We start from the raw sequence: 21,395 nt of genomic DNA, 5'->3' as shown, positions 1-21,395 counted from the left end.
ATCGCAACATAGTGCCCAAGACGTAATAAACCGTCAATGCACAGATCGGTATATTGCTGCGTCGCGCAAGGAGAAAAGCTGGAAAATCCACGGGATAAGTGGGCTATTCGCCGCCCTGAAGCAGCGAGCCATGGTGCTTGGCACTGCGCAAAAGCCCCATGAAGCCGGCGAATGCGCCGATAAGCAGCAAAGCGTTGATCGCCAGCGCCGAGATCATCAGGTCGGCCCGAAACACATGCTCGATCAGCAGCGCCCGCATTCCCTCGAACACATAGGTTGGCGGTAAGCACCAGGCGACATATTGCAGCCAGTGCGGCAGTACCGTCACTGGATAGTAGATGCACACCAGCGGCATCAGCCCGAACATCAGTGTCCAGACGATGCTTTCAGCGCCAAGCCCGTTGCGCAGCACCAGCCCCGAAACGAAGATGCCGACCGACCAGCTCGTGAAGATCAGGTTGCAGAAAAACGCGATCAGCGGCAGGCCGATGGCGTAGAAATTGAAGCGGAACAGGAACATCGCCAGCAGCGTCATCGGAATCACGCCAATCGTAAGCCGGATCACGCTCATCACCATCAGCGAGAGTAGAAACTCGATCGGCTTTAGCGGGCTCATCATCAGGTTGCCGAGGTTGCGCGCCCACATCTCCTCCAGAAACGAAATCGAAAATCCGAGCTGCCCGCGAAACAGGATGTCCCACAGGATCACCGCGCCTATCAGCGTGCCGCCGGCGCGCGCAAAGAACCCCGCATTCTGCGCGATGTAGGTCTGCAAAAAGCCCCAGGTGATGATCTGCAGCGCCGGCCAGTACAATAGTTCCAGCAGTCGCGGCCAGGACGAGAGCAGCAGATACCAGTAGCGCAGGATCATCGCAGCGATCCGGTGCGGCTCGATGTCGAGATGGTAGGCGAGCCGGCTCACGGCGCCACCTCCTGAACGCGACCGCGCGCGACATCGAGAAATACCTCTTCGAGCGTCGCCCTGTTGTAACGGGCCATGATCTTGTCGGGGCTGTCATCATCCTCGATGCGGCCGCGCTTCATGATAATGACGCGGTCGCATAGCCGCTCGACCTCGAACATGTTGTGCGAGGCGAGCAGGATGGTCGCGCCCCGTTCCTTGCGATAGGTTTCGAGATGAAGCCTGATCCAATCGGCCGTGTCTGGATCGAGCGATGCGGTGGGCTCGTCCAGCAGCAATAATTCGGGCTGGTTGATCAGCGCTTTCGCCAGCGCAACCCGGGTCTTCTGGCCGGCAGAGAGCTTGCCGTTGGGGCGGTCCAGGAAATCGCCGAGATCCAGATCGGCGGCGAGTTGCTTGATGCGCTCGGGCACATCCGCGACCGCGTAAAGTCGACCGAAGATCGTAAGATTTTGCCGGACCGTCAGCCGCATCGGCATGTCGACATAAGGGCTTTCGAAATTCATGCGACCGAGCACGTCATTGCTCTGGTCCGGCATCACATGCCCGAGCACCTGGATGTGGCCGGAGGTCGGCAGCACCAGCCCCATGATCATGGCAATCGTGGTGGTCTTGCCGGCGCCGTTGGCCCCAAGCAGCCCGGTGATGCTGCCGGTCTGGATGCGAAACGACAGGTCATCGACGGCCCGGGTGGTTTTGTACACTTTGACGAGATGCGCGACCTCGATCGCCGCCGATAACGTCGGATCGGCGGCGGGCAGCCCGGCTTTGATTGCGCCATCATTGGTCATGCGGCCGTTCCTTGGGCCATTGCTGCGGCAAGCGCAAGGCATTGGCGAGGCCGGTCCAGCCGACGAATTTGTGATCGGGAGCTCGCGCGGATACAATTCGGGGATGAATGACGTCGCAGCCTCGGATTTTCGTCACCCGCGCCGTTATGTGCGGCTGGACACGATCCTGCGGCTGCGCTGGCTGGCGGTGCTCGGACAACTCGCCGCCATCTTCGTCGTGCGGCAGGGGCTCGAGTTCGACGTTGAGGTATTTCCCTGCCTCGCCATCATAGGCCTTTCAGCGCTGCTCAATCTGACTTTGCAGATCGCTTTCAACCCGATGCAGCGTTTGGAACCCGCCTACGCCGCGGCGTTGCTCGCGCTGAATATTGTCGAACTGGCCGGCTTGCTGTTCTTCACCGGAGGCCTGCAGAATCCATTTTCATTTCTGTTTCTGGTCCCGGTTCTGATTTCCGCAACGGCGCTGCCGGTGCGGCTGACGATCGGGCTCGGCGGGCTTGCGGTCGCCTGCGCCTCGGTTCTCGTGTATTTCCATTTCCCGCTTCCATGGGACAGCGACGATCCGCTGATCCTGCCGCCGATCTATCTGTTCGGCGTCTGGCTTTCGATCGTGCTCGCGATCGGGGTCACTAGTCTTTACGCCTTTCAGGTCACCGAAGAATCCCGCAAGCTGTCGGACGCGCTGGCCGCGACCGAACTGGTGCTGGCGCGTGAGCAACACCTCACGCAGCTGGACGGGTTGGCGGCTGCAGCGGCGCACGAACTCGGCACGCCCTTGTCGACGATTTTCCTGATTTCGCGGGAGCTGGAGCGCAGCTCGCAAAACAGCCAGATTGCCGCCGACATCAAAACGCTGCGGGAGCAGGCGCAACGCTGCCGCGATATCCTGGCGAAGATCACGCAACTCTCCGCGAGCGGAGCGCCGTTCGACCGCATGCTACTGTCGACGCTGATCGAAGAAATCGTGGCGCCGCACCGCGATTTCGGGGTCGCGATCAAGGTGCGGATCGCGGTGGCAGGCAGTCGCGAACCGGTCGGCACCCGCAATCCGGCCATCCTTTATGGAATCGGCAACATCCTCGAAAACGCCGTCGACTTCGCCCGAACCACCGTGGAAGTAAACGCGTGGTGGAACAACGAAACCATCGAAATCGTCATTTCCGATGATGGGCCCGGGTTCGCTCCTGACATCATCAAGCGAATCGGCGAGCCCTATCTGTCGCGGCGGCGCGGCCCCGAGGAGTCGCAAAGCGATCATCGAGGTCTTGGGCTTGGGGTTTTCATTGCCCGAACGCTGCTGGAACGCACCGGCGCGAGGGTATCCTTTAGCAATCGGATTTTTCCCGACCACGGTGCCGTGGTCCAGGTTGCATGGCCCCGCGGGCGCTTCGAGGCTGACGATATCCCGGCCGAACCAGCCTTGGCAGCGCCTCCCCTCAGCGCCATATAATGTACCAGTACTCGCCACAAGGAATACCCGCATCGTGAACGCTATCTCCGAACTGGCCGGCCACGCCGACCGCTCGCTCCTGATCGTGGAAGACGATAAGGCCTTTCTTGAGCGGCTCTCGCGCGCAATGGAGACCCGCGGCTTCAATGTCACTTCCTGTGACAACGTCTCAGACGGCTTGGCCCAGATCGGCAAGTCAGCACCCGCTTTTGCTGTGGTGGATTTGCGCCTCGGCGATGGCAACGGCCTTGACGTGGTCTCGGCGCTGAAGCGCAAGCGCCCCGACGCGCGCGCCATTGTGTTGACGGGCTATGGCAACATCGCCACCGCCGTGACCGCCGTGAAGATGGGCGCGGTTGATTATCTCTCGAAGCCTGCCGACGCCGACGATGTGGTCGCCGCCCTGCTCGCCAGCGGCACCGATAAGTCCGAGCCGCCGAGCAATCCGATGTCGGCCGATCGCGTGCGCTGGGAACACATCCAGCGCATCTATGAGATGTGCAACCGAAATGTTTCGGAGACGGCGCGCCGGCTCAACATGCATCGCCGCACTCTGCAGCGAATTCTCGCCAAGCGCGCACCACGCTAAAACGTCACATTGCGATCAACGCTCGACCGCGCGGCTTCGCGCGGTGTTGGGTGGTTGCCTTTAGCGCGATTGCTCGCATGAGAAACGGGCCGCCGATGGACCTCAGAAGAGGAGAGAACGGGGCGGTGCGGCGGGCGGCGAGCGCAGTTTCAGGAACTTCGGCGAAGGCTTCGAGTTATCGCTGGGGCCGAGCGCGACAGGAGATCGTAATGAGGTATGTTTTGACAATTGCAGCGTTGGCGGCGCTGGCTACGCCTGCTTTCGCTGACGAAGTTGGTGTGGGCGTGGGGCCCGCAGGCGTGACCGTCGGCAGCCACCGGGACTACGACAGGGACCGGGACCGGGATCACACCACCGTAGTCAAGGAGCGTGAGCCATCCGACCGCACGACAGTGATCAAAAAAGAACACGAGGACGGTACGCGCAGCAAGACCGTCATTCACGACCACGACCACGATTAGCTGAGCGCAGAGCCAGCATCGCAGGACCAGGACAATCAACTCGTTGCCCACCGGGCAACGAGTTTTTTTACGCTGTCGCCGGGGGATTTTTCTACACAAGTGAAGCACGCGGGTGGCCGGGACAAGCCCGGCCATAACGGGGAATGATGGCACAAGCTGGCGCAGAATCAGGAGGCCGGAATCATGGCGTCCTACTATTCGCCGTGGCCCTGCGGATCGACCAGCCGGTTAATGCGCTGCGCTGCCGCCATCGCAAACCGCACCGTCATCACCTTTCGCGTGGCCGCCGGCAGCCGGTGCTCCGGTGCTTCGCACTGCATGTGCGCGCCGTAGGCGTCCGCGACGATCAGCCCGGTGTCCGGCGGAAAAATTTCGCACGGCAAATCCTGGGTGAAGGCGAAAAACAGCCGATCGCAATGCATCCTGTAATCCTGCCACTTCTGATCCGCGCGCAAGTCCTCGATCGATGACTTGATTTCGAGGATCCAGATATCGCCACGTTCGTTGAGCGCGACCAGATCGGCGCGGCGGCCGGAAGGCAGTGGCAATTCGCTGATGCATGAGAACCCCAGTGAGCGCAATAGGCGCGCGCTACCGCGTGCGATCGACAGCGCCGTCTCCGATTGGCGGCCGTCCGGTCGCGGTGCGATGTCTATTTTGCGGACAGGTGATTCCATGCCCTAACAGTAGAGCGCGAGAGGCGAGGTGGAAACCCGTTTGTGTTTCCCCCCGACGCAAACTGGAACCGCGGAACGCCTCAGGGCTTAGTACACGCGCCCCACCACCAGGGTCTTGGCGGTCGATCGGATCGTGATTTAAGCCCTTTGTTCGAGCATTGTTTGAGCATGATCTTTTTGCAAACCCGACTTCCGAATTCCCGGACGATGCTGCGGCAACGAGGTGGACCGAACAGGACTGCCACGGCATGATCGACGACCTCTGGTACAAAAACGGGGTTTTCTACTGCCTCTCGGTCGCGACTTACATGGACGCCAACGGCGATGGTGTCGGCGACTTCAAGGGGCTGCTGCGCCGGTTGGATTATCTGCAGGGCCTCGGCATCACGACGATCTGGCTGATGCCGTTTCAGCCGTCACCCGGCAGGGACGATGGTTACGACATCACCGATTATTATGGAGTCGATCCCCGATACGGCACGCTGGGCGACTTCGTTGAGTTCACCCACGGCTGCCGTCAGCGCGGCTTGCGCATCATCATCGATCTCGTCGTCAACCACACTTCCGATGCGCATCCCTGGTTTCAGCAGGCACGAAGCTCAAAGGACTCGCCGTATCGCGATTGGTACGTCTGGTCCGATAAGAAGCCTGCCAATGCCGGCAAAGGCATGGTCTTTCCCGGCGTGCAAAAAACCACCTGGAGCCGAGATAAGCAGGCCGGCGCCTGGTACTTCCATCGCTTCTACGAATTCCAGCCCGACCTCAACACCTCGAACCCTCGCGTACAGGCCGAGATCCTCAAGATCATGGGCTTTTGGATTCAAATGGGCGTGTCAGGCTTCCGCATGGATGCAGTCCCGTTTGTGATCGCCACCAAGGGCGCCAAGGTTCGCACCCCGATCGAACAATACGACATGCTGCGTTCGTTTCGGGAGTTCCTGCAATGGCGCGAGGGCGACGCCATCATCCTCGCGGAAGCCAATGTACTGCCCGAGACCGATATGAAGTATTTCGGTGATGACGGCGACCGCATGCACATGATGTTCAACTTTCATGTCAACCAGCATCTGTTCTATGCGCTGGCTTCGGCCGACTCGCGTCCGCTGGCAAAAGCTCTCACTGTGACAAAGCCGCGACCGGCTTCCGCGCAATGGGGCTTGTTCTTGCGCAATCACGATGAGCTCGATCTCGGACGTTTGACAAAGGCTCAGCGCAAGGTGGTGTTCGAGAAATTCGGTCCCGACAAGAACATGCAGCTCTACAATCGTGGAATCCGCCGCCGTCTTGCACCCATGCTCGGTGGTGACCGCCGTCGCGTCGAACTCGCCTATAGTCTGATGTGCACGCTGCCCGGCACGCCGGTGATCCGCTATGGGGACGAAATCGGGATGGGGGACAATCTGGCCTTGCCGGAGCGCAACTGCGCCCGCACTCCCATGCAATGGTCGAACGAGCCTCACGCGGGTTTCACCGAAAGCGAGCGACCGTGTTCGCCCGTCATTCATGACGGCGCGTACGGCTTTGAGCATGTCAACGTCGCCAAACAGCGCCGTGACCCCGGTTCACTGTTGAATTGGACCGAACGCATCATCCGCATGCGCAAGGAGGTCCCGGAAATCGGCTGGGGTGACTTCAAGGTAATTGCTACGCGCGATCCGGCCGTTCTGATCATACGCTATGACTGGCGCAACAATTCTGTGTTGTTCGTGCACAATCTCGATGAGAAGCCCCGTGAAATCTCATTTGCGGTCGGGCTCCCTGACGACGCCGGCAAGCTGCTGGTCAACCTGCTGGCCGAAGAGCACAGTTATGCTGACGAACGCGGCAAGCATCTGTTGTTGATCGAAGCGTACGGCTACCGCTGGTATCGGGTCGGCGGTCTCGACTATCTCCTGAAGCGGAGTGACATCGATACCGATGCAAAGGGAAAACCGTTTATTCAGGCTGAGCGCCCAAGGCACCGATGATCACGCCCTCATTGCCGCGCAAATCCAGCGCGTCTTCTACCTTCTCTCCGCTCCGATCCAGAAGAGTCGAAATCAGAATTTCGCCCCTCAACCCCCCTGATGAGATCGAGGTCGGCTGATCGCCCAGGTTCAGCGCGATGATCAACGCGTCGATTTCGCTCTGCCTGCGGTAAATCAGCAGATCGCCTTGCGCGGCAATCGGCACATACGAGCCGGTGACCAACTCCGGCAAATTGTTCCGCAAGCCGATCAGCGCCTTGTACAAATTGAGTATCGATCGGGCGTCCGCTTCGAGGTTGACGACATTCTCGTGCACGGAATCCTCCGATAACGGCAGCCACGGCGTCGATGTGGAAAAGCCCGCGAAACGGCCGGCGTCCCATTGCATCGGCGTGCGACAGCCGTCGCGACCGACTCCGATACCCGGAACATTCTTTTCAAAGGGATCCCGCACCTGACCGGGCGCGATCGCGACCTGATGCATCCCAATTTCATCTCCGTAGTACAGCGTCGGCGTTCCTCGCAACGTCAGCAACAACATCGCCGCGACCCGCGCCTGATCGCGGCCCACCCGGCTAGCCACCCGTGGACGATCGTGATTGCCGAGCACCCAGTTTGGCCAAGCTCCATGCGGCAGCGCGGCTTCGTAATCGTGAATGATTTTTTCGATTGCTCGCGCATTCCAAGGGGCGGAGAGCAGCGCAAAATTGAACGGCAGATGCGCGCCGCCCAACTCCCGGCCGTAATAGGTGACCAGACGTTCTGTCGGCAGATAAATCTCACCGATCAACACGCGCGCCGGAAATTCATCGATCACCCGCCGCATCCCGGCGATCGCATCATGCACCTCGGCCTGATCGGTCGTGCGCAGCGGCAGAATTTGCTCATGCGGCGGGCGGCCCGGACGAAAGCTCGGATTGGGCGGATTGTCGCGAAATTCCGCGTCCTTGATCAAATGCCAGATGACATCGACACGGAAGCCATCAACTCCCTTCCTGAGCCAGAAGCGCATCACGTCATGGATGGCGTGGCGCACCTCCGGATTGCGCCAGTTCAGATCCGGCTGCTGCGCGAGGAAAGCGTGATAATAGTACTGCGCTGTGGCGGCGTCGTACTGCCACGCGCTGCCGCCGAATTCCGACAGCCAGTTGTTCGGAGGACCGCCAGCCTCGTTTGGATCACGCCAGATGTACCAATCGCGCTTCGGGTTATCGCGTGAGCGGCGGCTTTCGACAAACCAGGGGTGCAGGTCGGAAGTGTGGTTGGGCACGAGATCGAGGATGAGTTTGAGCCCGCCATCGTGCGCAGCCGCGATCAGCGCGTCGAAATCCGCGATCGTGCCGAATAGTGGATCGATACCGGTGTAGTCGGCAATGTCGTAGCCGAAATCAGCCATCGGCGAGGGGAAGATCGGTGATAACCAGATCGCGTCGATACCGAGCGACACCAGATAGGGCAGCCGTTCGATGATGCCCCTGAGGTCTCCGACCCCATCACTATTGGAATCCTGGAACGACCGCGGATAGATCTGGTAAAATACACCGTGCCGCCACCAGAATTCGTCGGGTCGTTTCATCTCGATCGCTGTTCCCTGGCATCGCGTCGCGGGGTAACTCGGAACCGCTGAACAGGTTCAGTCAGACCACGTCCCGCAGGCCCCATCCGCGCGTAAGCGGTTCCGATTGAGCTGATCCGTCAGTAGCCAGCGGCGTTCACAGATCAGGTCTGGCCAAAATTCACGAAGCTTTCGCTTGGCTGGCTGGGAAAAATCGGCAATGTGCTGGCATGAGCCAGCAAACCGAAACCAAGGCGAAGGCCGGCGCCGTCATCATTCCGGTGACTCTGTTTGAGCAGAACTGCACCCTGATCTGGTGCGAGGCCACGAAAAAAGCCGCGGTGATCGACCCGGGCGGCGACGTTCCGAAAATCCAGTCCGCGATCCAGCAATCCAGGGTGCGCGTGGAGAAGATCTGGCTCACACACGGCCACATCGACCATGTCGGCGGCGCCGCCGAGCTGCGCGACGCACTGAAGGTGCCGATCGAAGGACCGCATATCGCTGACAAATTCCTGCTCGACAACGTGGTTGCGAGCGGCGCCCGATTTGGAATGACCGGCGTGCGCGATTTTGCGCCGGACCGCTGGCTCGACGAGGGCGATCGAGTTTCGCTCGGTGAATTGACCTTCGACATCCTGCATTGCCCCGGACATTCGCCGGGCAGCGTGGTGTTTTTCAGCAACGAGATGCGCTTTGCGCATGTCGGCGACGTGCTGTTCAGCGGTTCGGTCGGGCGGAGCGACATTCCCGGCGGCAATCACGCAACGCTGATCAAATCGATCAACGACAAGCTGTTGCCGCTCGGCGACGATGTCGGTTTCATCTGCGGCCACGGCCCAGGATCGAGCATCGGGCAGGAGCGAATGACCAATCCGTTTCTTACCGGCGCGATGTAGCGCGAGGTCGGCTATTCGGCAGCCGCGAGTTCGCCCGAGCTTGCTTGCGCCAGGTGCCGACCACCCCAGTTGCGAATGGCGGCGATGACAGGAACAAAACTCCTGCCCTTGCGCGTCAGCCGGTATTCCACCTTTGGGGGCACGACGCCGTAATCTTTGCGGTCGATCAGTCCGCTCGCGGTGAGCGCCTTCAGCTCTCGGCTGAGCACGCGCGGAGCTATTTCCGAACTGCCGCTTCCGCCGCGCAGCAGGCCGCTGCGGATCTCGCCGTAGCGCCTCGGGCCGTCCTGCAAATCCCAGATGATTCGGAGCTTGTATTTGCCGCTGATCATTTTCTGGAACGCCGCAACCGGGCATCCACGTGATTCCGCTGATTTTCTGTTACCCATGCCATATCTCCGGACGTCATTCCGCGGTGCATGCGCTTCAAAGGACGCTTAGTATCAATTTTGTCCATACTTGCGCTTTGGCGCGTACCGGCATCAGATCAGGAAGTGTCGCTCAGTTCCAGATCGGCGCGAAAATAAATCCTTAAAGGAGCCAGAGATGAAGCACTTCATGATCAAATACGAATTCGCCAACGGCCCGACGACGGAATGGCATCTGGAGATCGATCGATTTATTGCCGCGCTGAATAACGATCCAGAGCTCAAAGGAAAAATCAGCTACCGCTGCATGAAGAACCGCGACCATGCTGATTATTATCACCTAGCCGCCGCGGTCGACGAGCAGGCGGTCAAGACGCTTCAATCGCGTGATTTCTTCAAGCATTATACGGAAAAGACACGCCAGGTGGCCGGCGGCGAGGTGGTCGTTACTCCACTGCAGCTGATCGCGGAGACGAGGTAGCCGGCAGGCACCCGCTAGCTCGAGGTCATCGCGAGCACGCCCGGCGTTTACCTGGCCGATTTCCGCCGGCTTATTCCGGTCCTTGCTTCATAAGACCCGCAGCGGTCAGCGCGCGCGTGATGACGGCGCCGACATCGATTCCGCGGCGGGCGCGAGGATTGGGCGGCGGCTTGGAATGACCGTTGGGCTTCGCCATCACCGGCCACAGCACTCCGGTAACCTCGGGGGCTGGTGCCGGAGGTTGCGTGATCATTGGCGGCTTCTGGGTGGCTGGCTTCGCATCGGAAGCCGGCGCCGCAGCTTCCTTGGGCGAGCGAATCCGTTCGGTCAGACCGAAGAAATTGGCAATGTGATAGGAAGATGAGATGCCTGCCTCAATCAGGAATGCGCCTTCCGCGCCATAGCGGTGGTCATTATCGGCAGTCCCGAGCGGCGTGCCGTGGGCCATGTCGGTGATCGTGTAGGACTCGACGATCGTTTCGCCATCCGCATTCCACCAAACCTGCCGCGGATAGCCATCGACGGTGCCTTCCGACATGGGAGACGAGGGAAGGCCGTGCACATCAATCCATTGCTTTACGATCTCGTCGGCATTGGCCGGGTTCACCGTTCGATCGGCGCTGCCATGCCACACCGAAACTTTCGGCCACGGCCCTTTATGATTTGAAGCCGAGCGCACGAGATCTCCGAGTTCGGACGCCGGGCGCGTGGCCGATTGAAACATACCATTCAAGGCTTCCCTCACGTTGCTCGCTACGCCGAACGGCAGGCCAGCGATCACAGCGCCCGCAGCGAAAATGTCGGGATAGGTTGCAAGCATGACCGACGTCATCGCGCCGCCGGCGGAGAGACCGGTAACGAATATTTGCCGCTCATCGATGTCGTGCTCACGGACCATGCGCGCGATCATTTGCCGGATCGAACAAGCTTCGCCGCTGCCCCGCGCGGTATCTTCCGGGTTGAACCAGTTGAAGCATCCGTTTGCGTTGTTGGCGGGCTGCTGCTCGGGCATGAGCAAGGCGAAACCGTAATGTTTGGCAAGCGTCGACCAGCCCGCGCCCAAATCATAAGCAGCAGCCGTCTGCCCGCATCCGTGCAGAACCACGACAAGCGCGGCCGGCTGCTGATGGTTAGGTGGAACAAACGAAAACATCCGCAACGCGCCTGGATTGGACCCAAACCGCATCGTTTCGACCAACGGGCTGCGCAAGCCGCGCTTCAGGTTTCGGCCATAGGCTGAAAAGCCGTCGAATGCGTTCAGTTTTGGCAGGCGTCGGAGGAATTCGACATTCTTGGCGAGCGACACAGGCAGCTCCTTGGCGAGAGACTTCTTAACTCGTCCGAGCAGAGTTAGTTGCTGCACTGCAAAATAAAAAGACCGTATGCTGTCAGTCCCCCAAATTATCGCTGAGGTGTTGCCCAGGCGCATACATGACAGAAATGCGGCAACTGCGTCGCATCCAAGGCACTCGTTAGTTTCACACTCGATTCTGGACGAGCCCAATACCACAATGGGAATTCGCCGCGAGCCAATGCCGCAATCACAGGCGACTGCGAACGGCAACCGGCCGACGTGAAAGCATCAGCTTGCGTTAGCTCGTCGTCATTGCGTTGAATTCGCGGTAACAGTTTCGACGCCTCAATGAACTCAGCCATTCGACGGCATACCCGCCAGCGGCTTTCGGTCATTGCCACGGCTGACTGCAGCCCCTAGTTTGGGTCGGCAACATCGCAAGAAACCAAAAAGAAAATCCGGAGAGAACACCCATGGCCCGCCTGAAATTCGGAGCTTTTCTCGCCCCGCATCACCCGATCGGCGAGCATCCGATGCTGCAGTTCCGCCGCGATCTGGATTTCGTCGAGCAGATCGACTCGCTCGGCTTCGATGAGTTCTGGTGCGGTGAGCATCATTCCTCGGGCTGGGAAATGATTGCATCGCCTGAAATGTTTTTGGCCGCGGCCGGCGAGCGCACCAAACGGATCAGGCTCGGCACCGGCGTCGTCTCCTTGCCCTATCACCATCCCTTCAACGTCGCCCAGCGCATGGTGCAACTCGACCACATGACCGGCGGGCGCGCCATTTTCGGGTCCGGACCGGGGGCGCTGGCTTCCGACGCACACACCCTCGGCATCGATCCGATGACCCAGCGGGACCGCCAGGATGAGGCGATCGGGATCATCCGCCGGCTGTTCAAGGGCGAGCGCGTCACGGCAAAGAGCGACTGGTTCACCATGAACGACGCCGCGCTGCAAATCTTGCCTTTGCAGGAAGAGATGCCGTTCGTCGTGGCATCACAAATTTCGCCCTCCGGCATGACCTTGGCTGGCAAATACGGAATCGGCATCATTTCGCTCGGCTCGATGTCGACGCAAGGACTGATGGCGCTACCGACGCAGTGGGGTTTTGCCGAGGACGCCGCCAAAAAACATGGCACCACGGTGAGCAGGTCCGATTGGCGCGTGCTGCTGAGCTGGCACATCGCTGAGAGCCGCGAGCAGGCGCGGCGCGAAGCCGGGCCGGGACTGATGCGCTGGCACAATGAATATAATGTCGGCACCTTGCAGCGGCCGGGATTGCAGCCTTTCACCTCGCCCGAGGACGCGGTTGAGAAGACCGCTGGCGGCGAAGGCGCCGCCTCGACCATCGGCACGCCTGACGACCTGGTCAAAACCATCAGGAACCTGATGCAAGTGAGTGGCGGCGTCGGTAGCATCATCGGGTTTGTGCACGACTGGGCCAATCCGGAAAACACCCGCCGAAGTTGGGATATGGTGGCACGCTACGTGATACCGGAAATCAACGGCTACACCGCGAAATTGCGGGAGTCGCAGAAATTCGTGATCGAGAACCGCGCCGTGTTCGAGCGCGCAGGTCAGGCGGTGATGGCAAAGATCATGGAGAACGACCGAGCCGCCGCGGCGCTTCCCCTCACCGGGCCGGGACGCGTCGCGATTCCGACTATCAATGCACCGGATCTGCAGAAGGAAGCGGCCAAACGAAAGGCCAAGCCGTGACTCGCCGTTCGGCGCGCATTGCCTTCGCGCAACAAGCGCCAACATGAGCCAATCCACCCCATCCAAGCCAAGCCCCGCAGACGCTCCAACTTTGCGCTGACAGCCGAAAGGTTATTCACTAGGTTTGGCCTATGTCGAGAGCGGCGAAACAGGTGGGGCCGCGCCACAGGTCGCGGCCCATAATATCTCGACCAGCCGGAGAAATGCCATGACGATGCAAAGTGTGGCCCCTGCCGCGCCGGCCTTCAGCCCACCGAAACGCAATTCGCTGACCCATATTCCCGGCGACGAGGGCTGGCCGATTATCGGCAAGACTTTGGACGTGCTCGCCGACCCGAAGGGGCACATCGAGCAAATGGCCGCCAAATACGGCCTGGTCTATCGCAGTCACATCTTCGGCGAGACCAGCCTCTCTCTGCTCGGGCCGGAGGCGAATGAGCTCGTGCTGTTCGATCAGGCCAAGCTGTTTTCCTCGGCCCACGGGTGGGGGCGGATTCTCGGTCTGTTGTTTCCGCGCGGACTGATGCTGCTCGATTTCGAGGAGCATCGGCTGCATCGGCGCGCGCTGTCGGTCGCGTTCAAATCGGGACCGATGAAATCCTATCTGGCAACACTCGACACCGGAATTGCCGCAAGGGTAAAGCAATGGAAGGCGGGGCCGGGACCGATGTTGTTCTACCCGGCGATGAAGCAGCTCACGCTCGACCTCGCGACCACTTCCTTCCTCGGCGCTGACATCGGCCCCGAGGTGGACGAGATCACACGCGCCTTTGTCGATATGGTCGCGGCCTCGATCTCGGTGATCCGTTCACCGCTGCCCGGTACCAAGATGGCACGCGGCGTGCGCGGACGAAAGCGCATCGTCGCCTATTTTTCGGAACAGATTCCGGTCCGGCGCGCCAAAGGCGGCGAAGACCTGTTCTCCCAACTATGCCGCGCCACCCATGAAGATGGCGCGCTGCTTTCGACTCAGGATATCGTCGATCACATGAGTTTCCTGATGATGGCCGCGCACGATACGCTGACCTCATCGCTGACTTCGTTTGTTGGGGCACTCGCAACGCATCCACAGTGGCAAACGAGGCTGCGCGAGGAGATAGCCGCACTCAATATCGCGGCCAACGAGCCGACGACGTTCGACAATCTCGAAGCCATGCCACTCACGGAGATGGCGTTCAAGGAGGCGATGCGGTTGAAACCGCCGGTGCCATCGATTCCGCGACGCGCCATTCGCGATTTCAATTTCAAAGGGTACGCCGTGCCGGCGGGTACCATGGTTGGCGTCAATCCGGTGTTCACCCATCACATGCCGGAGATATGGCACGATCCCGACGGCTTTGACCCGATGCGCTTTACCGATGAAGCGCAACGCGGCCGCCACCGCTTCGCTTGGGTGCCATTCGGGGGCGGCGCCCATATGTGTCTCGGGCTGCACTTCGCCTACATGCAGGCGAAATGCTTCGCGCGGCATTTTCTGCAAAACCTCAGCGTCTCGATCGAAGTCGGCTACACGCCGGAATGGCAGATGTGGCCTATCCCGAAACCTCGCGATGGATTGCGTGTGACGCTGAAGCCGGTGTGAGCCAGCATACCGGAAGGGGTTTTCTGCCGCCTCAGTTCAAGAGGCGTGCGGTTGCGCAGCCAATTCCATTCAGGGCGACGATACGGCCTACTCGATGAACGTCGTGAGCTGCGCGCCTTCATCCGCCACGAACACGGCAATCAGTTCCGCAGGCTCGGTGCTGCTCGCATTCGCCGAGACCAGATGCGTGGCGCCCGGTGGCTCGAAAAACGACTGCCCTACCTTGAATGTTTCGACAGGTCCGCCGGCGAGCTGCGACCGGATCTCGCCCTTGGTGACGTAAGCAGTGACGGAGCCCGCGTGGCGATGCGCGCGGGTAAATCCGCCCGGACCATAGAACACGCGTACGATTGTCACGCGCTTGCCCGGGACGTTTGGCAGGGCGTGCGAGGTGATCGGCTCGACCCTGTCGAGGGATGAGCCGGCCGGATCGCTAACCGCGCAGAGCGGCTCGATAACCGCCGCGAGCCCGTCCATCGTAATCGGTAGCGACTTCCCGATCAGCAGTGCGCACGCCAATCCAGCTATAAGAGCGGCATACAGCGGCGATCCCTGCGCCCGACCCGACTTCGTGATGGCAAATGTTCGGGACATTGATTTCGCCTCCATAACGGCACCGAGCGATACGGTCGTATTGATACAAAGATCATCGATTGACGAGTTAAGCCGTCCCCTGTTCGAACGCCTTGCGGACCGCGACATAACCCTGCTGTTGCTGGGTCCAATTGCGACCGCCGGTAATGGCGCCATCGACCACCAGATCGTGCCCATTGATGAAAGTGGATTCGTCGCTTGCAAGAAACACCGCAGCGTGGGCGATGTCGTCAGGAAGCCCAGCGCGCGGAATAGGCTGCGCGGTCTTGAAGACCTCGCGCATCACATCCGGCGTTTTCTCCGCCGCCTCGACCGACAGCCCAAGCGCCTTGCCGAAGATGCCGGTGGCGATCGCGCCCGGCGAAATGCTGTTGACGCGAATGCCGACTTCGCCGAGTTCCATGGCAACGCATTTGGTCAGGTGAATGACGGCCGCTTTCGCCGCCCCATACACCACAGAGGAGGAAAATCCGGCCAGCCTCCCCGCGATGCTGCCATTGTTAATAATGCTGCCGGAGCCTTGACGGCGCATATACGGCGCGGCGTGTTTCATGCCGAGCATCACGCTGCGCACCAGGGTCGCCATCGCGGCATCGAAACGTTCGACGTCGAGCCCTTCGATGCCGCCGGTCTGCGCCGGGCCGCCCGCGTTGTTGAACAGGCAATCGATCCGGCCGAATTTACTCACTGCCTCTTCGATCAGCGCCCGCACCTCGTCCTCGCGCGTGACGTCGGTCCGGCGAAATCTGCAGTTGGAGCCGAGTTTGCTCGCCAGCGCCTCGCCCTCTGGCGCGCGCCGTCCTGCAATTACAATCTTCGCACCTTCGGCCACGAAAATCTCGGCGGTCCGTAGGCCGATGCCGCTTGTCGCGCCGGTGATGACCGCGACTTTGCCGCTCAGTCGTCCCATCTGGTTCTCTCCCTGGTGAAGCGAAGCTTAGTATATCCCCGGCCGCATGGAACAAGGCAAGCCGACCATGTTGGGCCAAGCGGCATTGCGAACCCCAAAAATTCCCGTTGTCGGCGCGGACTCCATATCCTGCTGCGGGCGATGCACCTTTTATAGTATAGTCGAATGATGAAATTGATCGACGAGCTTCGGCGAGGCTGGCAAGGAACGTCGCAGCCGTCAGCTTTCTTCAGCGTGGGATTTGCGGCCTTATGCCTTGTCCTGGCGACGGGGGCGCGCTGGGGTCTCGCGCTGATACGGCCCGACGTCTATTTCACGCCCTATCTGCCGGCGGTCTTTTTTGCTACCGCCGTCGGTGGGCTGCGGGTCGGCATAGGCACCGCGCTGGCGGGCACGGTCCTCGGCCTAACTCTCAACTTCGGGCCCTCGACCGCTGATTTCGCAAGGTTCGCGCTCGCGGTCATCTTTCTGATCGTAAGCGGGCTCACGATATGGGGCATCGAGCACTATCGCTCGATCGCGTTGGGACAGCGGCAGATCGCAAAACGGCTGAGCCAGGAGGAAGAATATCGCAAGCTCATCGTTGACGAGCTTCAACACCGCCTCAAAAACAAGCTATCCACGATCCACGCGGTGCTGCATCAGGTTTTTCATGACAGGCCGCAGATCTGGGCTAGCATCGATCAGCGCATCCGAGCACTTTCCACGACCGACGATTTGATCGCACGGGTCGACGGCAGCGGTTGCGATATCAAGGATCTGTTGCTGTCGGAACTTGGGCCCTACGGGCACGTTCGTTTTACCCTCAACGGCAATCCCCTGTTTCTTCCGGCCAAGCTGGCGGTGAGCCTGGCATTGATGTTTCACGAGCTTGCGACGAACGCCGCAAAGTATGGGGCGTTTTCATCGCCCACCGGCCTGTTGCAGGTGTCATGGTCAGCATCCGACGATCGCCTCAATATCACCTGGGATGAAACCGAAGGGCCCTCGGTCGACACGATCGGGGCGCCCGGGTTCGGAACCAGACTGTTGAAGTCCGCGCTGAGAGCCTTCGACGGGAAGACCGAGATTACATTTCTGAAAACCGGAGTTCACTGCACCATGCAGTGCCGCATCCCCAAGACCTGAGCGCGATATGCGCGCCTCTCGTTTCGCGGGCCGCGCGCAAGGATACGGTCCGTCATTCAGAAAGATTTATTTCGATAGCACCAGGCAGCGGAGGCACGCCCGCGTTCGGCACCCGGCCTGCATGGTGATCAGGGCTATCGAGACCAGATCGTAGCAGCCGATGATTCCGATAACAGTGCGGAGCTTTGCGCCGCATCCCGGCCATCGACGGCGTTTTCAGACCTATGCCAGCCGTACCGGATCAATGGACATTTTGAGGCTTGCTTGCCCACTCGGGCCTTCGGGCACAAGGAAAGTTGCCAGTCCTCAATCGCGGGATGACGAATGCGTCAAAAGGGCGAAACGTGGAATTGCAATGTCCGTCAAGCTGTGCAAATCGCTTTATCAGGGGAAGTTCTAACAGGAGGAATGCCGTGCGTTTACCACTCATCGTTGCAATCGCCGCCGCCAGCCTGGTCAGCGGCGCCAGTGCTCAAGCCGAAGATCTCAAGATCGCGCTGATTTACGGAAAAACGGGTCCGCTTGAGGCGTATGCGAAGCAGACCGAAACCGGGCTGAGGATGGGATTGGAATACGCGACCAAGGGCACCATGACCTTGGACGGCCGCAAGATCGTCATCATCACCAAAGACGACCAGAGCAAGCCCGACCTGTCCAAGGCAGCCTTAGCGGAAGCCTATCAAGACGACAAAGCCGACATCGCCATCGGCACATCCTCGTCGGCGGCAGCCCTCGCCGACCTTCCGGTTGCCGAGGAAAACAAGAAGATCCTGATCGTCGAGCCTGCGGTCGCCGATCAGATCACTGGCGAGAAGTGGAATCGATATATCTTCCGGACCGGACGCAACTCATCGCAGGACGCGATCTCGAACGCGGTGGCCATCGGCAAGCCCGGAGTAACCATCGCAACCCTAGCGCAGGATTATGCGTTCGGCCGCGACGGCGTCGCCGCGTTCAAGGAAGCGTTGGCCAAAACCGGTGCGACGCTTGCTGCCGAAGAATACGTGCCGACCACCACCACCGATTTCACCGCCGCCGGACAGCGCCTGTTTGATGCGCTGAAGGACAAGCCGGGCCGCAAGATCATCTGGGTGATCTGGGCAGGCGGCGGTGATCCGCTGACCAAGCTGCAGGACATGGATCCGAAACGCTATGGTATCGAACTTTCGACCGGCGGCAATATTCTGCCGGCGCTCGCCGCCTACAAGCGGCTGCCGGGCATGGAAGGCGCCACCTATTACTACTATGACATCCCAAAGAATCCGGTGAACGACTGGTTAGTCAGCGAACACCAGAAGCGCTTCAACGCGCCACCGGATTTCTTCACCGCTGGAGGTTTTTCAGCCGCGATGGCGGTGGTCACCGCCGTCAACAAGGCGAAATCCACCGACACCGAAAAACTGATCAGCGCGATGGAAGGCATGGAATTCGACACGCCGAAAGGCAAAATGATTTTCCGCAAGGAAGATCATCAGGCGTTGCAGAGCATGTACCACTTCAAAGTCAAGGTCGACCCGAATGTCAGCTGGGCCGTGCTGGAGCCGGTGCGTGAACTCAAGATCGACGACATGAACATCCCGATCCGGAACAAGCGCTAACTTTCCATTGCCTCTCCCCGTTCTCGCGAGGAGAGGCAACCTTTGCGAGTCTGTTGCGTCACCACGAGCCGGCTGATGACCCATACTCTGGAAACTCGCGATCTGACCATCCGCTTCGGCGGGCATGTTGCGGTGAACCGGGTCAGCTGCACCTTTCGGCCAGGCGAGCTGACCGCTATCGTCGGTCCTAACGGCGCCGGCAAGACGACCTATTTCAACCTGATCTCCGGACAGTTGCGTCCCAGCCAGGGCAGCATTCTGTTCGACGACAACGATATTACCGGCCTTTCAGCACCCTTACGCACCCGAGCCGGTCTCGGTCGCGCATTCCAGCTCACCAATTTGTTTCCCAACCTCAGCGTCGAAGAGAACGTCCGGCTCGCCGTGCAATCTGAAACCGGCGTGCACTACGACATGTTGCGGCCGTGGATGACGCGCACAGACCTGATCGCGCGTGCCGACGCCATTCTCGATAACGTCGCGCTGACCGGCCGGCGAAGCGTGGCGGCGACTGCGCTATCGCATGGCGATCAGCGAAAGCTCGAGGTCGCGCTGATGATGGCGCTCGAGCCAAAGGTATTCATGTTCGACGAGCCCACCGCAGGCATGAGCATTGATGAGGTTCCGGTGGTCCTGAACTTGATCGCGCAACTAAAGCAGGATGCGAGCAAGATTATCCTGTTGGTCGAGCACAAGATGGACGTGGTTCGATCGCTGGCAGATCGCATCATCGTACTGCACAACGGTCAGCTCGTGGCTGATGGCAAGCCGGCCGAGGTCATCGCGTCGCCGATCGTGCAGGAAGCCTATCTCGGGATCGCGCCCGGAAAGACCGCGGTATGAGCGTGCTTCTCAAGCTCGCGGGTGTTCATACCCATGTGGGGCGCTATCACATTCTGCAAGGCATCGACTTCGATGTAACCCATGGGCAGACCACCATGCTGCTCGGCCGCAACGGCGCCGGGAAAACCTCGACCCTGCGAACCATCATGGGCCTCTGGCACGCGTCCGCCGGCCAGATTTCGCTCGATGGGCAACGCATTGAGGGCAGCGCGACTCCCGACATCGCCCGGCTCGGCGTCGGGTATGTCCCCGAAACCATGGCGGTGTTCTCCGACCTGACCGTAAAGGAAAACCTGGTGCTGGCGGCCCGCGACGGGCCGCTCGATGATTCCAGGCTTGAATGGATTTTCGGATTCTTTCCGGCCCTGCGGCGCTTCTGGTTGTCGCGCGCGGGCGCGCTGTCGGGTGGACAGAAGCAGATGCTTTCGATAGCTCGCGCCATCGTCGAAACGCGCAAACTGCTTCTGATCGACGAGCCGACCAAGGGACTGGCTCCGGCAATCGTGGTGGCGCTGATTGAATGTCTGGCCGAGATCAAGCGGCGGGGCGCCACCATCCTGATGGTCGAGCAGAATTTCCACGCCGCGCGTGAACTCGGCGACAAGGTGCTGGTGATGGACAATGGCAAGATCGTCCATCGCGGGGAAATGGCCGCGCTGGCGACGGACGTGACACTGCAGGAGCGTTTGCTAGGGCTCAGCCTGGAGGCCCATCAATGAGCGACGTTGCTGCCTCCGCGGCGCTTCCCAAACCGAACCGGGATCTTCTGCCGGTGCTGCTGCCGGCCATCCTGGCGATTGCGATGCTGCCATTGATCGGCTCGACGAGTTCCTGGGTGACGCTGACGGTGGCAAGCCTCGCCATGGGCATGATGATCTTCATCATGGCTTCCGGGCTGACGCTGGTGTTCGGCCTGATGGACGTACTCAATTTTGGCCATGGCGCCTTCATTTCGGTGGGCGCGTATATTGGCACGCTGGTGATGCTGCCGATGGCGACATCGGTGCAGGCCGACTCGCTGCTGACAAATCTTGCGGTACTGGCGCCGGCGGCTGCGCTGTCTATGGCGGTTTCCGGCGCGCTCGGGCTGATCGTCGAGCGCGTACTGATCCTTCCGGTGTATGGTCAGCACCTGAAGCAAATTTTGATGACGACGGGCGGATTGATCGTCGCCGAGCAGGCGCTGTACGCGCTGTGGGGACCGCAGATTATCCCGCTGCCGCTGCCGACCTCGCTACGCGGCTCCTTCATCATCGGCGATATCGCCATTGCAAAATACCGCCTGCTGGCGATGCTGGTCGGCCTCATCGTGTTTTGTGGCATTCAACTGGTGCTGAACCGCACCAAGATCGGGCTGTTGATCCGCGCCGGTGTCGAAAACCGCGAGATGGTCGAGGCACTCGGCTATCGCATCCGGCGGCTGTTCCTGGGGGTATTCATGGTGGGCTCCGGTCTTGCCGGACTCGGAGGAATCATGTGGGCACTGTACCGCGAGCAGGTGCATGCCTCGATGGGCAACGATCTCACCGTGCTGGTTTTCATCGTGGTCATCATCGGCGGCCTCG

21 protein-coding genes are annotated in these 21,395 nt (G+C 60.3%); 13 read left to right on the top strand and 8 right to left on the bottom strand.

Going from position 1 to position 21,395, the window contains the following annotated elements:
- Positions 1-103: 103 nt before the first annotated feature.
- The gene (locus VJV58_RS06040) at positions 104-871 is read right to left on the bottom strand and encodes an ABC transporter permease (RefSeq protein ID WP_414641418.1); all 768 of its coding nucleotides are present in this window, start codon (positions 869-871) and stop codon (positions 104-106) included.
- A 47-nt stretch (positions 872-918) separates the two neighbouring features.
- Positions 919-1,713, bottom strand: coding sequence for an ABC transporter ATP-binding protein (locus tag VJV58_RS06035; protein WP_324136426.1), 795 nt, complete (start codon positions 1,711-1,713; stop codon positions 919-921).
- A 103-nt stretch (positions 1,714-1,816) separates the two neighbouring features.
- Between VJV58_RS06035 and VJV58_RS06030 the strand changes: the two genes are divergently transcribed.
- From VJV58_RS06030 to VJV58_RS06020, 3 genes are all read left to right on the top strand, one after another.
- Positions 1,817-3,163 (top strand): ActS/PrrB/RegB family redox-sensitive histidine kinase, encoded by a 1,347-nt coding sequence (locus VJV58_RS06030; RefSeq protein WP_324136425.1) that lies wholly within the window; start codon positions 1,817-1,819, stop codon positions 3,161-3,163.
- Positions 3,164-3,197: 34 nt separating this feature from the next.
- Positions 3,198-3,752, top strand: coding sequence for an ActR/PrrA/RegA family redox response regulator transcription factor (locus VJV58_RS06025; RefSeq protein ID WP_324136424.1), 555 nt, complete (start codon positions 3,198-3,200; stop codon positions 3,750-3,752).
- A gap of 209 nt (positions 3,753-3,961) precedes the next feature.
- Positions 3,962-4,213 carry a hypothetical protein gene (locus VJV58_RS06020; RefSeq protein WP_324136423.1) on the top strand — a complete coding sequence of 84 codons (252 nt, stop codon included), beginning with the start codon at positions 3,962-3,964 and terminating at the stop codon, positions 4,211-4,213.
- A gap of 194 nt (positions 4,214-4,407) precedes the next feature.
- On the opposite strand, the gene VJV58_RS06015 is transcribed toward VJV58_RS06020, so the two are convergent.
- Positions 4,408-4,890 carry an MmcB family DNA repair protein gene (locus VJV58_RS06015; protein ID WP_324136422.1) on the bottom strand — a complete coding sequence of 161 codons (483 nt, stop codon included), beginning with the start codon at positions 4,888-4,890 and terminating at the stop codon, positions 4,408-4,410.
- A gap of 248 nt (positions 4,891-5,138) precedes the next feature.
- On the opposite strand from VJV58_RS06015, the gene VJV58_RS06010 reads away from it, so the two are divergent.
- A complete protein-coding gene (locus VJV58_RS06010) occupies positions 5,139-6,857 on the top strand; it encodes an alpha-amylase family protein (RefSeq protein ID WP_324136421.1) in 1,719 nt (572 codons plus the stop codon).
- On the opposite strand, the gene VJV58_RS06005 is transcribed toward VJV58_RS06010, so the two are convergent.
- A complete protein-coding gene (locus VJV58_RS06005) occupies positions 6,826-8,433 on the bottom strand; it encodes an alpha-amylase family glycosyl hydrolase (protein ID WP_324136420.1) in 1,608 nt (535 codons plus the stop codon). The genes VJV58_RS06010 and VJV58_RS06005 overlap by 32 nt on opposite strands.
- 209 nt (positions 8,434-8,642) lie before the next feature.
- Between VJV58_RS06005 and VJV58_RS06000 the strand changes: the two genes are divergently transcribed.
- Entirely contained in the window at positions 8,643-9,311 is a 669-nt protein-coding gene (locus tag VJV58_RS06000) for an MBL fold metallo-hydrolase (RefSeq protein WP_324136419.1), read from the top strand.
- 11 nt (positions 9,312-9,322) lie between these two features.
- Here VJV58_RS06000 and VJV58_RS05995 read toward each other — a convergent pair whose 3' ends face one another.
- Positions 9,323-9,700, bottom strand: a complete 378-nt coding sequence (locus tag VJV58_RS05995; protein ID WP_324136418.1) for a helix-turn-helix domain-containing protein — start codon at positions 9,698-9,700, stop codon at positions 9,323-9,325.
- A 157-nt stretch (positions 9,701-9,857) separates the two neighbouring features.
- Here VJV58_RS05995 and VJV58_RS05990 point away from each other — a divergent pair, with 157 nt between their 5' ends.
- A complete protein-coding gene (locus tag VJV58_RS05990; protein ID WP_324136417.1) occupies positions 9,858-10,160 on the top strand; it encodes a hypothetical protein in 303 nt (100 codons plus the stop codon).
- A 70-nt stretch (positions 10,161-10,230) separates the two neighbouring features.
- On the opposite strand, the gene VJV58_RS05985 is transcribed toward VJV58_RS05990, so the two are convergent.
- Positions 10,231-11,466 (bottom strand): PHB depolymerase family esterase, encoded by a 1,236-nt coding sequence (locus tag VJV58_RS05985; protein ID WP_324136416.1) that lies wholly within the window; start codon positions 11,464-11,466, stop codon positions 10,231-10,233.
- Between the two features lie 461 nt (positions 11,467-11,927).
- Here VJV58_RS05985 and VJV58_RS05980 point away from each other — a divergent pair, with 461 nt between their 5' ends.
- Together VJV58_RS05980 and VJV58_RS05975 are read left to right on the top strand one after the other, a co-directional pair.
- Complete coding sequence (locus tag VJV58_RS05980) at positions 11,928-13,175, top strand: LLM class flavin-dependent oxidoreductase (protein ID WP_324136415.1); 1,248 nt, start codon at positions 11,928-11,930, stop codon at positions 13,173-13,175.
- A 208-nt stretch (positions 13,176-13,383) separates the two neighbouring features.
- Positions 13,384-14,757, top strand: coding sequence for a cytochrome P450 (locus VJV58_RS05975; RefSeq protein WP_324136414.1), 1,374 nt, complete (start codon positions 13,384-13,386; stop codon positions 14,755-14,757).
- An 87-nt stretch (positions 14,758-14,844) separates the two neighbouring features.
- On the opposite strand, the gene VJV58_RS05970 is transcribed toward VJV58_RS05975, so the two are convergent.
- Positions 14,845-15,351, bottom strand: coding sequence for a cupin domain-containing protein (locus VJV58_RS05970; protein WP_324136413.1), 507 nt, complete (start codon positions 15,349-15,351; stop codon positions 14,845-14,847).
- 67 nt (positions 15,352-15,418) lie between these two features.
- Positions 15,419-16,261 carry a glucose 1-dehydrogenase gene (locus VJV58_RS05965; RefSeq protein WP_324136412.1) on the bottom strand — a complete coding sequence of 281 codons (843 nt, stop codon included), beginning with the start codon at positions 16,259-16,261 and terminating at the stop codon, positions 15,419-15,421.
- A gap of 165 nt (positions 16,262-16,426) precedes the next feature.
- On the opposite strand from VJV58_RS05965, the gene VJV58_RS05960 reads away from it, so the two are divergent.
- The 5 genes from VJV58_RS05960 to VJV58_RS05940 all read left to right on the top strand — a co-directional run.
- Positions 16,427-17,389, top strand: a complete 963-nt coding sequence (locus VJV58_RS05960; RefSeq protein WP_324136411.1) for a sensor histidine kinase — start codon at positions 16,427-16,429, stop codon at positions 17,387-17,389.
- A gap of 413 nt (positions 17,390-17,802) precedes the next feature.
- Entirely contained in the window at positions 17,803-18,987 is a 1,185-nt protein-coding gene (locus VJV58_RS05955; protein ID WP_324136410.1) for a substrate-binding domain-containing protein, read from the top strand.
- A gap of 75 nt (positions 18,988-19,062) precedes the next feature.
- Positions 19,063-19,830, top strand: coding sequence for an ABC transporter ATP-binding protein (locus tag VJV58_RS05950; RefSeq protein ID WP_324136409.1), 768 nt, complete (start codon positions 19,063-19,065; stop codon positions 19,828-19,830).
- Complete coding sequence (locus VJV58_RS05945; protein ID WP_324136408.1) at positions 19,827-20,549, top strand: ABC transporter ATP-binding protein; 723 nt, start codon at positions 19,827-19,829, stop codon at positions 20,547-20,549. The genes VJV58_RS05950 and VJV58_RS05945 overlap by 4 nt, the downstream gene beginning before the upstream one ends.
- The coding region (locus tag VJV58_RS05940) for a branched-chain amino acid ABC transporter permease (RefSeq protein ID WP_324136407.1) at positions 20,546-21,395 on the top strand (850 nt) is incomplete at its 3' end. The genes VJV58_RS05945 and VJV58_RS05940, both read left to right, overlap by 4 nt.

This window comes from Bradyrhizobium sp. (genome assembly GCF_035273305.1).
In the GTDB taxonomy this organism is placed as follows: domain Bacteria; phylum Pseudomonadota; class Alphaproteobacteria; order Rhizobiales; family Xanthobacteraceae; genus Bradyrhizobium.
Note: the sequence above shows the minus strand (reverse complement) of the source record. Positions and strands in the feature narration are given on the sequence as shown.